The following is a 14,294-nucleotide window of genomic DNA, read 5'->3' as shown; positions in this document are numbered from 1 at the left end:
AGCGCAGTGGCACCCGACTGGTGCGCCCAGCCTCTCCACCAGCGCAACAAAAAGGCGCCGCAGGCAGGAAGCCCCGGCGCCTCTTTCTCGTTTGAAGGCCTGCGGCGCGGCAAGCTGTGCGCCTTGGCCGAACCCGATGCGCAAGGTGGACATTAAAGGGAGCGTGAGGGCGATGGCCCTCGCATTCTCTCCTTCAACCCTTCTGCAAAGCCGCCAAAGTCACCTTGGCGAAGATCCGCTCCAGCGCTTCCAGATCGGCAATGGCGACAGCTTCATCGCGCTTGTGCATGGTGGCGTTGCAGAGGCCGAACTCGATCACCGGGCACAGCGACTTCAGGAAGCGCGCATCTGATGTGCCGCCGCTGGTCGAAATCTCAGGCTCCACCCCGGTTTCGGCCTTGATCGCCTCCACCACAAGCGCCGAGAAATCGCCCGGCGGCGTCAGGAAGGCCTCGCCGGAGATCACCGGACGGGTGGTGGCGCCATGGCGGGCGGCGACATCCGCCACCCAATCCGCCAGCGACTGGCCGGTGTGCAGATCGTTGAAGCGGATCGAGACACGGGCCGAGGCATGCGGCGGGATCACATTGGTGGCCGGGTTGCCGCAGGACACATCGGTGATTTCGAGGTTGGAGGCCTGAAACCAGTCCGTGCCTTCGTCCAGCACATGGCCCTTCAGCTCGGCCAGCAGGGCGACAAGCTTCGTCAGCGGGTTGTCGGCCAGATGCGGGTAGGCGACATGGCCCTGCACGCCATGGACCTCGATCCAGACGTTGACGCTGCCACGGCGACCCACCTTGATCATGTCGCCGAGACGATTCACCGAGGTCGGCTCGCCCACCAGGCACAGGTCGGGGCGCGCCCCGGCGGCGTTCATATGGTCGATCAGGGCCAGCGTGCCGTAGGTGGCGGGGCCTTCCTCATCGCCGGTGATGATCAGGCTGACCGTGCCTGCTTCCGCCGGGACATGGTGCATCGCCGCCACGAAAGCCGCGATCGAGCCCTTCATATCCACCGCGCCGCGACCATAGAGCAGCTCGCCCCGGCGCTCCGGCGCGAAGGGAGCGCTGGTCCAGCCCTCGCCGGGGGGCACGACATCGACATGGCCCGCATAGGAGAAATGACGGCTGCCCTCGGGGCCTTTGCGGATGGCGAAGAGGTTCTCCACCGGGCCATCGGGTGCCTGGCCCGCCACGAAGCGCTGCACATCGAAGCCGAGCGGGCGCAGCGCCGCCTCCAGACAATCGAACACCATGCCCGCGGCAGGGGTGACGCTGGGGCAGGCGATCAGCGCCTCGGCAAGGGCGACGACGTCAGCGGATGTCTGGAGGGTATCGGTCATGCCGTTACCCTAAAGCATCGCGCGAAAAAGTGGGAAAAGGTTTTTCGCGAAAAACGATGCGACCACCGCCGAATCAAAAGCGCCGCGCCCCCGGACGGGGCGCGGCGCCATGCCGCAACCATGCGCGCGCTGGATCAGCCCGCAGGCGTAAGGGCCTGGTCCAGCACCCTGGCCAGGCGCAGGCCCGCCTGAAGGATGCGGTCGCTGGCGACAGTCGCATCCTTGTCGAGGGTGGCATCGTCCAGCGTAACCTCCTTGGGCGTGGTCTCGCCCGGCGCCGGGACATGGCCGAAGGCCTGCGGATAGACCAGATCATGCGCCAGATCCCAGCTTTCATGCGCCCAGTCGGCCACCTCGCCGGTGGCGATCTTGGCGCGCTCGGCAGCGGTGTAGGCGCGCACGGCGGGCAGGCGGCCCTCCTTCTGGGCGCGCTCCACCACCACCGTATCCCACACGCTGTGCAGGTTGGCCGGCTTCTTGCTGTTGTCCACCAGATGCGGCGGCACGGTGTTCACGATGTAGGAGGGCGCCGGGACATTGGTGACGGTCACGCCGTTGCCGCCCGCGTCATGCTCATGCTCGGCGGCGTGCAGCGGCTGATGCAGATCGCCCACGAAATGCGTGATAAAGATCAGCGCTTCCAGCCGCTGATGCGGCGGCAGGCTGCGGTCGGCCAGAATGCGGCGGAAACGCTCGATCTGCGCCGTGACGCAATTGCCCGCGCTGCAGGCCTCCTTCACATCGAAGGGCTTGTCGATGTCGATGTCCTGATAGTGCCAGGGGAAGGTGTAGGCCCAGCGCCAGCGGTTGGCGTTCAGGCAATCGGGATAGACCGCCGCATCGCCGATGGTCTTGACCTTGCACTCGGGCGTGCCCAGCATCGCTTCCTGCTTGAGCAGCACGTCGATCTGCGCCGCGACCTGCGGCGTGACATTGGCATAGGCGATGTTGCCCACGGTGCGATGGCCCAACTCTCCCCAAGCCAGCGCAGGCTGCGCAGTGAAGGCCAGCATGCCCGCCAAGGCAGCGCCAGCGATGGCCAGCTTACGGCGCAAGGTGGTGGAGATCATATGGGGCGGCCCTCTGTTGCAATGGATGTGAAAGCGGGGGTTCTAGCGCCGGGTTGTGACGGGAAAAAGAGGGGATTTGAAGCAAGATAGATGCGAGGGGGTTACCCCCTCGCGCTCCCATAACGTCTCCCGACGATAGCGCAGCGGCACCGAAATGGAGCGCCCCACCTCTCCACCAGCGCAAGGAAAAGGCGCCGCAGGCAGGAAGCCCCGGCGCCTTTTATCATCTTAAAGCCTGCGGCGCCGCGACCTTGCCGCCTGGCCGAACCCGACGCGCAACGCTGACAACGAACGGGAGCGCGAGGGCGATGGCCCTCGCATTGTCCTTTTAACCTTAAAGCTCGGCATCTCCCAGAACCGCAGCCCGCAGTTCCGCAATCCCCAGCCCGGTCTCCGAAGACGTCACCGACACCTCGGGAAAGGCCGCCGCATGCTTGCGCGCCTCGGCAATGGTTTTCACATGGACGTCAGCCAACTCGCTGGCCTTCACCTTATCGGCCTTGGTCAGCACGAGGCGATAGCCCACGGCGGACCCGTCGAGCATCTCCATCATCTCACGGTCGACATCCTTCACGCCGTGGCGGCTGTCGATCAGCACCAGGCAGCGCTTGAGCACCACGCGACCGCGCAGGAACTCGCGCACCAGCTTGCGCCACTGCTCCACCACCTTGGGCGGGGCCTTGGCGAAGCCATAGCCGGGCATGTCGACCAGACGGAAGTCGGGCAGCTCGCCCACGATCCCGCCCACCTCGAAGAAGTTCAACTCCTGCGTGCGGCCCGGCGTCACCGAGGTGCGCGCCAGAGACTTGCGCCCGGTGATGGCGTTCAAAAGGCTGGACTTGCCGACATTCGAGCGCCCGGCCAGCGCCACCTCGGGCACCACAGGATCGGGCAGGAACTTCAGCGCCGGGGCGGAGAGGAGGAAATCCACCCGCCCCGAGAACAGACGCCGCGCGCGCTCGACCAGTTCTTCATCGACGCCGGGCGCCTGTTCTTGCGGCTGCTCGCTCATTTGCTGTCCTTGATGGCGCGGGCGACGGTGGCGCGTTCCTTCTCCACCATGGCGCGCATGCCGGGGTGGCGCGAGTAGAGATACTTCTGCTGCGCCACGGTCAGGATGTTCGACGTGATCCAGTAGATCAGCAGGCCCGATGCGAAGGGCGCCATCACGAACATCATCATCCAGGGCATGATCGACATCATCTGCTGCTGCGCGGGATCGGGCGCGGCGGGCTGCAGCTTGAACTGGAACCACATGGAGATGCCATAGATCAGACCCAGCAGGCCCAGACCCAGGAACGAGGGCGGATCCCAGGGGATCAGGCCGAAGAGGTTGAAGATATGCAGCGGATCGGGAACCGAAAGATCCTTGATCCACAGCACGAAGGGCTGGTGGCGCATGTCGATCGACACCATCAGCACCTTGTAGAGCGCGAAGAAGACCGGGATCTGGAGGAACATCGGTAGGCAGCCCGCGAGCGGGTTCACCTTTTCCTCCTTGTAGAGCTTCATGGTTTCTTCCTGAAGCTTCTGGCGGTCGTCCTTATAGCGCTCCTGCAGGGCCTTCACCTTGGGCTGGATGGCGCGCATCGAGGCCATGGAGGCAAAGCCGCGCTGGGCCACCGGGAACATGATGAGGCGCACGATCAGCGTGAGCAGCATGATGGCCACGCCGAAGTTGCCGGTCAGGTGGAACAGCGTGCGCAGCAGCAGGAAGATCGGCTTTTCGAAGAACCAGAACCAGCCCCAGTCGATCGAATAGCTGAACTTGGTGACGCCCTCGGCCTCATACTTGTCGAGAACGGCGTTTTCCTTGGCACCGGCGATCAGGCGCGTGGTGGTGCTGGCGGCCGTGCCCGGCGCGATGGTCTGGGCGGGATAGACGAGATCGGCGCGGAACAGGTCATTGCCCAGCGCGCGGAAGTCGCTGGTGGCGCCCTGGCCGTTGGTGGGGGCCAGCACGCTCATCCAGTAGATGTCGGTGAAGCCCAGCCAGTCGGCGGTGCCTTCCAGATTCATCTGGCCGGCCTTGGTCACGTCCTCATACTTGGGCTGGAACTTCACGCTGCTGTCGAGCGAATCGAAGGGGCCCGAGTGCAGATTCCAGCTGCGCACGCTGGCGGTGCGGCTGGTGCGGTTGATCAGCGCGAAGGGCTGGATCTTGAGCGGTGCACCACTGGCGTTGGAGACCTTCTGCGTCACCGTGATCATGTAATCGGTGTCGATCGCATAGGTCAGGTTGAAGGTCTGGCCCGTGGTGTTCGACCAGCTGAGCGTCACCGGCGTGGCGGGCGTCAGCTTGGCGCCGGCGGGCGCGGTCCACACCGTGTTGCCATCGGGAATCGCGATACCGGCAGGCGCGTTCACCCAGCCGACCTGCGCGAAATGCTGCGCGGGCGTACCGGCGGGCGAGTACAGACGCACCGGCTCGCTGTTCTTCTCGATGGTGGCCTTGTGGCGCGGCAGCGAGAGGTCATCGACCACGCCACCCGCCAGATTGATCGAGCCGACCAGACCGGGCGCAGCGATCTGCACGCGCGGGCGCGCCAGCTGGGCCTTCAGATCGACGGCTTCGGCCTGCTGCTCGATCGTATCGCCAAGGCCGCCTTCACGGCTGGGCTTGGCGGCAGCGGGCGTCGGGCTGGCCGAGGCTTCCGGCTTGGGCTTGTTCGCATTGGGGTAGAAGTAGCGAAGGGCGGTATCCCAGCCGAACAGCAGGATACCCACCAGCAACATCGCCAGCAACAAATTGCGCTGATTTTGCGGGGGCTGTTTACTCACGATGGCGCCTTCGAGCCTCTATCCGATCCGTGTTGAGAAACGGGGCCTAGGGCACAGGATCATAGCCATGCCCACCCCAAGGGTGGCAGCGCAATAGACGCTTAACCGCCAGCCATCCACCCTTAATCGCGCCATAACGCCGCAGGGCGATGATGGCATATTCGCTGCAGCTGGGCGCATACCGGCACGATGGCGGCAACACGCGTGAGGGGCCAAGCTGCCAGCCCCGCGCGATCAGAATGAAGAGCCGCGCCAGCACGGGTTACACGCCAGCAGGCGCCGGGCCCTTGCCCCGCGTTCTGACCACAGGCTTGCCTTTCGGGCCGCCTTTACGAGGCCCACGCGGCGGATCGCCCTTGCCTGCCCTCGCCCGTTCCAGGGCTACCAGCAGTTCGGCGCGCATCGTGGAGAAATCGCGCTCCACCCCGCTCTCGCGACCGATCAGCACGTGATCATGGCCCGCAAGGCCGTGTTGAGGCAGCAGCTCACGCACCAGAGCGCGCAAACGGCGCTTCATCCGGTTGCGCACCACGGCATTGCCGATCTTCTTGGTGACGGTGATTCCGAAACCCAGATCCTCGCCACCATTGGGCCGGACCTGCAGCACCACGCCGCCTCGCGCTACCCGCAAGCCGCTGTTCGCCGCCAGAAAGTCCGAGCGCTTCGTCAGCACCCGCAACCGCGGCGGCAAATCCAAGGCAGGGACGCAAGAAACCGCGCCCCGAGGCATCTCACCCCCAGGCGCGGTCATGCTATCCGAGCCCTAAAAGGCGTCAGATCAGGCCGACAGCTTCTTGCGGCCGCGCGCACGGCGGGCAGCGAGCACCTTGCGACCGCCAACAGTGGCAGTACGGGCGCGGAAACCATGGCGGCGGGCGCGGACAAGCCGGCTGGGCTGAAAAGTGCGCTTCATCGTAGTAACCCTTGCAAAATCTCGTCTGGCGCAGCGCAAGGCCACGCGTGAAGCGCGGCCATTATGGATTTGGCCAGTTTGAGTCAAGGGATTCGGAAGGGCGTTGAGAAAGATAAGATGCGAGGGCCCCTTAGCGAGCGCTTGTCGCGAGCGACAAGCCACGTCGCCCTCGCGCTCCCTTTAATGCCTTCGTCGCGCACAAGCTATCCGTCAGGCACGGATTCATAGCGCCGCAGGCTTTAAAATTGCTGCCTGCGGCGCTTTGCGTAGCGCAGGTGGAGAGCCAAGGCGCACCATTTCGGCGCCCCAGCCCTCGCGTCGGAAGACGTTATGGGAGCGCGAGGGGGTAACCCCCTCGCATTTTCTTTTTACCCCTAACTTCCTCTCGACAGTTTCTTTTCCGTCTCTCAAGATCGCCCCACCTCATCCTTAATCCAAAGGCGCATCCCCTTGGTCGCATTGGTTTCCACGGTCGCCTATCTTGGATTGGAAGCGCGCACGGTGGAGGTTCAATGCCAGATCACGGCGGGCCTGCCCGGCTTCCATCTGGTGGGTCTGGCCGACAAGGCGGTAAACGAAAGCCGCCAGCGCGTTCAGGCGGCCTTGGCCGCGATGGGTCTGGCGATGCCGCCCAAGCGGATCACGGTGAACATGTCGCCCGCCGATCTGCCCAAGGAGGGATCGCATTACGACCTCCCCATCGCGCTGGCCCTTCTGGCAGCCATGGGCGTGACCGATGCCGAGCAATTGCAGGATTACATCGTGGTGGGCGAACTGGCGCTGGACGGGCGGATTGTCGGCTCACCGGGGGTGCTGCTGGCCGCGCTGCATGCCAGCAGTGAGGAAAAGTCCCTGATCTGCCCGGCCTCGCAAGGTTCGGAGGCGCGATGGGCCAGCGGCATTCAGGTGGTCGCCGCGCCAGATCTGGTGGGGCTGATGGGGCATCTGAAAGGCACTTCGGTGCTGCCTCTTGCCCCGTTGGCCGATGCGGTATCGCCACCCCCTGGCCCGGACCTGAAACAGGTGAAGGGCCAGGAAACCGCTCGCCGAGCGTTGGAAATCGCAGCCGCAGGTGGCCACAATTTATTGATGGTAGGCCCTCCGGGGGCAGGCAAAAGCCTGCTGGCCAGTTGCCTGCCCGGCATTCTTCCCCCGCTCGACGCCACCGAAGCGCTGGAAGTCTCGATGGTCGCCTCGATGGCCGGCACGCTGGAAGGCGGGCGAATCGTGCGGACCCGGCCATTCCGCGCCCCGCATCATTCCGCCAGCATGGCCGCGATGACCGGCGGCGGCATGCGCGCAAGGCCCGGCGAGGTGTCTTTGGCTCATCTGGGCGTGCTGTTTCTTGATGAGCTGCCCGAGTTTCAGCGCAATGTTCTCGATTCGCTGCGCCAGCCGCTCGAAAGCGGAGAGGTCAGCGTGGCGCGCGCCAATGCTCACGTTACCTATCCGGCGCGCGTGCAGATGATCGCCGCCATGAATCCCTGCCGTTGCGGCAATCTGGGGGATGCGGCCTTGGGATGCAGCCGCGCGCCACGCTGCGGGGCCGATTACCAGAGCCGCGTTTCAGGCCCTCTGCTGGACCGGATCGATCTGCATGTGCAGGTCGATGCCGTGCCCGCCGTCGATCTGGCCCGCGCGCCGGTGCAGGAGGCCAGCATGGTGGTCGCCAAACGGGTCGCGGCGGCGCGCGAGGTGCAGCGCCAGCGCCTTTCCGCTCAGCCGGGCCTGCGCACCAATGCCGATCTGGCGGGCGATCTGCTGGAGGCCCATGCCAGCCCCGATGCCGAGGGCCAGACCCTGCTGATGCAGGCGGCCGAAAGGCTGAAACTCTCGGCGCGCGGCTATACCCGCGTGCTGCGGGTGGCGCGCACCATCGCCGATCTGGCGCAGGCCCCCGCCATCACGCGGGGCCATATCGCCGAGGCGCTCTCCTACCGGCGGCAGGGTCCGCTGGCCTGACGTCTACAGCAGGCGCTGCGCCGCCGCGGGATCGGCATGACGCGCCTCATGGTCGAGCAGCCAGCGTTTGCGTTCCAGCCCTCCGGCATAGCCGGTCAGCGCGCCATTGCCGCCGATGATGCGATGGCAGGGCACCACGATGTTGATCGGATTGTTGTGATTGGCGCTGCCCACCGCGCGCGCCGCCGTGGGATGGCCGATGCGTCGCGCCTGCCCGCCATAGGTGGCCGGACTGCCCGCCGGAATCTCGCGCAGCGCCGCCCAGGCCTGATTCTGGAAGGCCGTGCCGCCCATGGCCACCGGCAGAGCGTCGATGGCGGCGATCTCTCCGGCGAAATAGCGGGTGAGCACCTGTTCCTGCGGCAAGGCGCCCGGCGTCAAATCCGCCTCCCGCCCCAGACGGCGGCGCAGCAGGCGATGCAGGCGTTCCTCGCCATCGGCATATTCGAGGGCGTGGAGCCGCCCCTCCCCGTCGCCCACCAGCAGCAGATCGCCGAGCGGCGAGACCATGGTGTGGATCGTCAGCCTCATGGTTTCAAGCGCTCGATCAGGGCCATGGCGGCTTGCGGATTGCTGACCTTGTGGCCGCTGATGACATAGAGATAGACATCGCGCGGGGTCGCCTCGGGCGCTGGCGCGATCAGCGGCAGATCCTCCGGCACAGCGCCTTGCACCCACATCCGCACGCGATCCGCCCAGTGATCCAGCGCCGCCTCGCTGTAGCCCAGCGGCTCTTCCTCCACCGTGCCCATGATCCGCGCATAGACGAAGGGCGCGGTGGGATCGGCGATCTGCGGAAAGTCTGAATCGCCCGCCACCACCGGCGCCACGCCATAAGCGCGCAACATGGCGATAAATTCGGGATGGCGGAAACTGTCATGCCGCACCTCCACCGCATGGCGCAGCGCGCGGCCCTCATGCGAGGCGGGGAGCAGCTTCAGAAAGGCCTCGAAATCCTGCATATCCAGCTTTTTTGTGGCCATGAACTGCCAGTTGATCGGGCCCAGCTTGTCCTTCAGCGCGGTCACGCCGCTGGTGAAGAAGCGCTCGATGCTCTGCCCGGCCTCGGCCAGCACCTTGCGGTTGGTGGCGAAACGCGGCGCTTTCAGGGAAAAGACGAAACCCTCGGGCGTCTCGTCATGCCATTTGGCGAAGCTCTCGGGCTTTTGCGAGCCGTAATAGGTGCCATTGATCTCGATCGAGGTCAGCTTGGCCGAGGCATGCTCCAGCTCGCGCTTCTGGGCGAGGCCCGCGGGATAGAACACACCGCGCCATGGCTCATAGGTCCAGCCGCCGATGCCGATACGGATCGCGCCCTGCCTGTCCTTGCCCATAAATCCTCCGCTGATGCCTCACCGCCTTATGCCCCGGCCTTATGCCGTCTTGGCCGCGCCAAGACATCCCCTTTCATGTGGCCCTTTCATGTGGCCCTTTCATGCGGGGCAATCCGCCTGCCATTCCGGCATTGAATTGTCTTTTTATCGCGTTAGGGCACGATCATGCGCTTGCTCCCCCCTCTTGCTGCCCTTGCGGCCTGCCTCGCCCTTCCCCTCACCGCCTCCACCGCGCTGTCGAGCCCCGCGCCTCACACAGCGCGGCAAGAGCGTCCGCCCGTCACCATCCTGATCTCCATCGACGGCTTCCGCGCCGATTATCTGGAGCGCGGCGAAACGCCCGTGCTTTCGGGTCTGGCGGCAGGCGGCGTGCATGCGGCGATGCGCCCCTCCTTCCCCTCCAAGACCTTCCCCAACCACTGGGCGCTGGTGACAGGCCGCGTGCCCGATCACAATGGCATCGTGGGCAATGCGATGAAGGATCCGGCGCGCCCGGACGAGACCTTCACCATGTCCAACGACGATCCCTTCTGGTGGAACGAGGCCGCCCCCATCTGGGAGGAAGCCGAAAAGGCCGGCGTGCGCAGCGCCACCGTGTTCTGGCCGGGGTCGAACGTGGCGTGGGGCGGCGCCAAGGGAGACCATAAGGTCTCGGGCGGCACGCGACCCGAGGATTGGCTGCAGTTCAATCAGGCGGTCTCGGCCGGGCAACGGGTGAACACCGTGCTGGACTGGATGCGCCGCCCCGCCGCGATCCGCCCGCGCTTGGTCACGCTCTATTTCGACACGGTCGATTCGGCGGGGCATGAGTACGGGCCCGATGCGCCCGAAACCAATACGGCCATCAAGGAGGTGGACCGCAACATCGGCGATCTGGTGGCGGGCCTGAAAGCGCTGGGACAGACGGTCAATCTGGTGATCGTGGCCGATCATGGCATGGCGGGCACGGCGCCGGATCGTGTCGTCTGGCTGAAAGACATCGCCGATCCCGCCGATTTCACCACGGTGGAAACCGGCACCTATGCCGCCATCTTCCCCGTGCCCGGCCATGAAGCCGCGCTGGAGAAGGCGCTGGATCGCCAGCATGACCATCTGCAGTGCTGGGCCAAGGCCAGGATCCCGGCGCGTTTCCGCTATGGCTCGAACCCGCGCGTGGCGCCGTGGATCTGCCTGGCCGATGTGGGCTGGGTGGTCTTCGACAAGCCGCCGCACAAGGTGGAGGGCGGCAACCATGGCTATGACAATGCCGCGCCCGAGATGGCCGCGCTGTTTGTCGCCAACGGTCCGGCGTTCCGCGCGGCGGGCAAGCTGCCCGCTTTCGACAATGTGGATGTGGCGCCGCTGCTGCGCGATCTTTTGAAGCTGCCCCCCGCCAAGGATGCCGATGGCGACGACAAGCCCTTCCGCGCGGTGCTGAAGCGCTGAGCAACGAGAGGGTGGCTTGAACGCCCCCCTTACCCGATCGGCAGCGCCGCGAATTTGGCCAGCAGCAGGATCAGCCCCAGCAGCAGGCCGACGGTCAGGCTCTTTTTGTCGGTGATGGCGAAAGCGACGGGGTCGCCATCCACCTCGCCGCGCCGCGCCATCATCCACACGCGGTTGAGCCAATACAGCAGCGGCAACGGCAGCAGCCACAGCATCTCCGGGCTGGCATAGGTGCCCGAACGGCCCATCGCCTCTGCGAACAGGGCCAGCACCAGCAGCGAGACCATCCCCGCCGCCACGCCGTTCATCGCCACGATCATCTCGTCGGATGGGGTGTAACCGCGTCCGCTGAGCAGCTCATGCTCCTCGCGCAGGCTGCCGCGCAGCTCGATGTAACGCTTGAGATAACCGAGGCTGAGGAACAGGAACACCGAGAACAGCAGCAGCCAGAATGACACCGGCACATGGATCGCCGCCGCCCCCACCGCGATGCGCAGCGTGTAGAGGCAGGCCAGCGCCAGCACATCGGCGATCATCGCGGCTTTCAGGCGCAGGCTGTAGGTCACCGTCAACACGCAATAGGTGGCCAGCGCGGCGAAGGCGGGCCAGCCCAGCCAGAACAACCCCGCCCCCAGCCCGACCGCCGTGCCGATCAAGGCCGCCACCACCGCCAACGGGATCGAGAGGTCTCCGGCGGCCAGCGGGCGGCGGCGCTTTTTGGGATGGATACGGTCGGCGTCGATATCCAGCAGATCGTTGACCAGATAGACGCTCGACGCGATCAGCGAGAGGCAGATGAAGCTGAGCAGCGCATGGCCGATCTGCCCCGGATGCGCCAGCTCGCCCGAAGTGGCCAGCGGCAGAAAGACCAGCACATTCTTGGCCCATTGATGCGGGCGCAGCGCGCGGATCAGGGCGCGCGCGGGGCTGGACTGTGGCGCCAGGCGCTGCTGCTGCGCCACGCCGGTCTCCACGCCCACGGTGTAGGCGATGCGGGAGGCTTGCCAGATCGGGCGGTCGGCGGGGGAATCGCCGATGTAGTCGAAAGGCCCGCCGACATGGGCCTGAATGGCGGCCAGCTTGGTGCGGCCTTTCAGATTGCGGCGATAGCTGCTGGCCAGCACGGCGTCGAACGGCCCGGCCAGCGCCGCCACGCGTCTGGCCACGCGCCAATGCGCCGCTGTCGCCAGAATGACCGGGCGGCCTTCCCGGCGGGCCTCTGCGATCTGGGCCGTCACCGGCTCGCGCAGCACCAGTGTCGAAGGCCTGTGCGCCAGCCGTCGCGCCAACCACGCCTTGGTGGGCGCGGGGCCGCGCAGCAGCAGGGCCAGCAGGGTGAACCACGCCCTCACCCCCAGACCGATCACCTTGACCAGCCCTTCCAGCGCCATATCGCCGCGCACCAGGGTCTGGTCGAGATCGACCACCAGCGGCGCCTGCGTTTCAGGCCGGGGCAAGGAGTTCACGCCACGCTCCGCGCGACGCAGACGCAGCCCACCGCGATCAGCGCGGTGCCGATCAGCCGCATGGCGCTCAGGCTTTCGCCCAGCACCAGCACGCCAAAGGCCATGGTCAGCACGAAACCGATGCCCACAAAAGGATAGGCCGCGCTGAGCGGCAGCCGCGACAGCACATAGAGCCAGACAAACGCCCCCAGCCCATAGAGCGCGAAGCCGCCGATGATCTGCGGCGATGTCGCATAGGCCATGCCGGCCGACAGCGCGCTGCCCTGCTTCACCTTCGTGACGCCCAGCTTGAGCAACAGTTGCGCAATGGCGGAGAGCGACACGCTCAGCAGGATCAGAAGCAGGGATTGCAGACGCATAAGAGACTCCGGCAGAGCGCTGTCCCTAGCCCAATTGCCTTAATCCTTTCTGTTCGGATAGAAAATCCTGTACTCTTCGTGAACAGGCCCCGGCAAGATCATCGCGGTTTCAGCGAAAGTTTACCCGGATAGGCTCTAAGCCCTGCCCGACGTTTTCGCCTCTTGGGGATCATCCTTGCCTGCTTTCAAGCCAAGCCCATCACCCCTGCCGCCTCGAGCCCGCAAACAGGCACTGTGGGTGGCGGCGATCATGCTGGGGCTGCATCTGCTGATTCTGGCCTATGATGCGGCCACGCAATTCCGCGCCTTTTCCTGGGGCGACCGCGGGCTGGAGCGCACACGGATCCTCAAAATCTTCGCCGATCTCCACGATCCGCTGCTGCCTGCCATGACGCAATCGCCCATCGTGCCGGGTGAATATGCCTTCGCGCTGATCCCGTGGCGGCTGGCCGGACCGACAGGCGTGATTCTGATGCAGATCGCGCTGGCCGTGCTGGCGGCATGGCTGGTGGCGCGTCTGGCCGGACGGATCGCGCCATGGCCCCGCGCCCCGCTGGCCTGCGGTCTGATCTATGGCTGCATCCCGCAGAATCTGGCCTTTCCCCATCAGCTGGTGACCGAGGCCATCGTCACCCCGCTCTGCATGGTGTGGCTCTATGCCACGCTCTCGGGGCTGCGCGGCGGCAGGATCACGCCTTTCCTGATCGGCGGGCTGGCGCTGGGGCTGGCCATGCTGACCCGCCCCGTGGTGATGCTGATGCTGCCCGTCACCTTCGCGCTGGCGCTGCTGTGCCCCCCGGCGCGGGCGCGGCTGCTGGGCCCCGGCCTCTATGCCATGGCGGCGATGGCGCTGCTGCCTTTCGCGATCTGGGTGGCGATCTTCACGGCGATAACCGGCCATATCGGCTACAACACCGGCAGCGCCAATCTGGCCTGGAACCTGCGCAGCAAGATCCTGATCACGGAAAAGGCCAACGGCATCACCCCGCCCGAGGATGTTGTGGCGCAGGAGGCCGGCGCCTCACCCGCGCGCTTTCTCACCGAGGTGCGGCTGCATCCTGTCCCCTTCGCCAAGGCGGCGGTGCTGGATACGGTGACGGTCTTCGTGCGCGGCAACACCACCAAGATCACCGTGGACTATCTGGGCATCGGCCGCGATCCCGCCGGATGGCGCCAGCAGCTGGTCTATGCCCATGACGCCCAAAAGGCATGGCTGGCGCAGGTGCTGAGCCCGGTCTTCCTGCTGGAGGAGGCCGGATCGCTGCTGACGGGCCTGTTCTTCGCCTTTGTCCTGTGGCGCGTGCTGGCGATGCTGCGCGAGGCGATGCGCGCGGCTCCCTCGGCGCCCAGCGATCCCGTCTTCCTCACGCTGGCGGCGGCGGCATGGCTGATCAATGTGCTGCTGAGTGCGCAGATGGTGGATCAGGCGCAGGGCCGTTTGCGCAATCCGGCGGAGGCGGCCTTTGTCCTCTTCGCCGCGATGGCTTTGGGGCGGATGGGCAAGGGGTTGAAGAAGGGATCAATGCGAGGGTCATGACCCTCGCGCTCCCTTTCATGTCTGCGTAGCGCTTCGGGTTCAGTCACAAGAGCAGAGGTAAGGAGCAACAATGCGGCGCCACAGCCCTGGCGCCGGGAGACGGAA

Annotated in this window: 14 protein-coding genes; 3 read left to right on the top strand and 11 right to left on the bottom strand. The window is 65.8% G+C overall.

Annotation, left to right across the window (positions count from 1 at the left end; all coding sequences use genetic code 11):
- Nucleotides 1-193: 193 nt before the first annotated feature.
- From dapE to rpmH, 7 genes are all read right to left on the bottom strand, one after another.
- Nucleotides 194-1,342, bottom strand: a complete 1,149-nt coding sequence (dapE, locus tag SR3_RS28675) for a succinyl-diaminopimelate desuccinylase (RefSeq protein ID WP_068094297.1) — start codon at nucleotides 1,340-1,342, stop codon at nucleotides 194-196.
- A 134-nt stretch (nucleotides 1,343-1,476) separates the two neighbouring features.
- A complete protein-coding gene (locus SR3_RS28670; protein ID WP_068094292.1) occupies nucleotides 1,477-2,412 on the bottom strand; it encodes a S1/P1 nuclease in 936 nt (311 codons plus the stop codon).
- Between the two features lie 334 nt (nucleotides 2,413-2,746).
- Complete coding sequence (gene yihA / locus SR3_RS28665; protein WP_068094289.1) at nucleotides 2,747-3,424, bottom strand: ribosome biogenesis GTP-binding protein YihA/YsxC; 678 nt, start codon at nucleotides 3,422-3,424, stop codon at nucleotides 2,747-2,749.
- Nucleotides 3,421-5,193 (bottom strand): membrane protein insertase YidC, encoded by a 1,773-nt coding sequence (gene yidC / locus SR3_RS28660; RefSeq protein WP_281198752.1) that lies wholly within the window; start codon nucleotides 5,191-5,193, stop codon nucleotides 3,421-3,423. Before yidC ends, yihA begins: the two co-directional genes overlap by 4 nt.
- A 46-nt stretch (nucleotides 5,194-5,239) precedes the next feature.
- A complete protein-coding gene (yidD, locus tag SR3_RS30985; RefSeq protein WP_084456030.1) occupies nucleotides 5,240-5,452 on the bottom strand; it encodes a membrane protein insertion efficiency factor YidD in 213 nt (70 codons plus the stop codon).
- Nucleotides 5,453-5,455: 3 nt separating this feature from the next.
- Entirely contained in the window at nucleotides 5,456-5,884 is a 429-nt protein-coding gene (rnpA, locus tag SR3_RS28655) for a ribonuclease P protein component (protein ID WP_245654145.1), read from the bottom strand.
- A gap of 87 nt (nucleotides 5,885-5,971) precedes the next feature.
- The gene (gene rpmH / locus SR3_RS28650) at nucleotides 5,972-6,106 is read right to left on the bottom strand and encodes a 50S ribosomal protein L34 (protein WP_011444236.1); all 135 of its coding nucleotides are present in this window, start codon (nucleotides 6,104-6,106) and stop codon (nucleotides 5,972-5,974) included.
- A gap of 450 nt (nucleotides 6,107-6,556) precedes the next feature.
- Between rpmH and SR3_RS28645 the strand changes: the two genes are divergently transcribed.
- The gene (locus SR3_RS28645; RefSeq protein WP_068094282.1) at nucleotides 6,557-8,068 is read left to right on the top strand and encodes a YifB family Mg chelatase-like AAA ATPase; all 1,512 of its coding nucleotides are present in this window, start codon (nucleotides 6,557-6,559) and stop codon (nucleotides 8,066-8,068) included.
- 3 nt (nucleotides 8,069-8,071) lie between these two features.
- Here SR3_RS28645 and SR3_RS28640 read toward each other — a convergent pair whose 3' ends face one another.
- Nucleotides 8,072-8,599, bottom strand: coding sequence for a methylated-DNA--[protein]-cysteine S-methyltransferase (locus SR3_RS28640; protein ID WP_068094281.1), 528 nt, complete (start codon nucleotides 8,597-8,599; stop codon nucleotides 8,072-8,074).
- Nucleotides 8,596-9,402, bottom strand: coding sequence for a DUF72 domain-containing protein (locus SR3_RS28635; RefSeq protein ID WP_068094279.1), 807 nt, complete (start codon nucleotides 9,400-9,402; stop codon nucleotides 8,596-8,598). The genes SR3_RS28640 and SR3_RS28635 overlap by 4 nt, the downstream gene beginning before the upstream one ends.
- A gap of 165 nt (nucleotides 9,403-9,567) precedes the next feature.
- Here SR3_RS28635 and SR3_RS28630 point away from each other — a divergent pair, with 165 nt between their 5' ends.
- Complete coding sequence (locus tag SR3_RS28630; protein ID WP_068094276.1) at nucleotides 9,568-10,827, top strand: alkaline phosphatase family protein; 1,260 nt, start codon at nucleotides 9,568-9,570, stop codon at nucleotides 10,825-10,827.
- A gap of 29 nt (nucleotides 10,828-10,856) precedes the next feature.
- Here the strand turns inward: SR3_RS28630 and SR3_RS28625 are convergent, their stop codons facing one another.
- Together SR3_RS28625 and SR3_RS28620 are read right to left on the bottom strand one after the other, a co-directional pair.
- The gene (locus SR3_RS28625; RefSeq protein WP_068094273.1) at nucleotides 10,857-12,293 is read right to left on the bottom strand and encodes a UbiA family prenyltransferase; all 1,437 of its coding nucleotides are present in this window, start codon (nucleotides 12,291-12,293) and stop codon (nucleotides 10,857-10,859) included.
- A complete protein-coding gene (locus SR3_RS28620; protein ID WP_068094270.1) occupies nucleotides 12,290-12,652 on the bottom strand; it encodes a DMT family transporter in 363 nt (120 codons plus the stop codon). The genes SR3_RS28625 and SR3_RS28620 overlap by 4 nt, the downstream gene beginning before the upstream one ends.
- 250 nt (nucleotides 12,653-12,902) lie before the next feature.
- Between SR3_RS28620 and SR3_RS28615 the strand changes: the two genes are divergently transcribed.
- Entirely contained in the window at nucleotides 12,903-14,189 is a 1,287-nt protein-coding gene (locus SR3_RS28615; RefSeq protein ID WP_169805737.1) for an ArnT family glycosyltransferase, read from the top strand.
- Nucleotides 14,190-14,294: the final 105 nt, after the last annotated feature.

Origin of the sequence: Novosphingobium rosa NBRC 15208, assembly GCF_001598555.1 — a bacterium.
Classification (GTDB): Bacteria; Pseudomonadota; Alphaproteobacteria; order Sphingomonadales; family Sphingomonadaceae; genus Novosphingobium; species Novosphingobium rosa.
The sequence above is the reverse complement of the archived record's forward strand: the minus strand, read 5'-3'. Positions and strand labels throughout refer to the sequence as shown.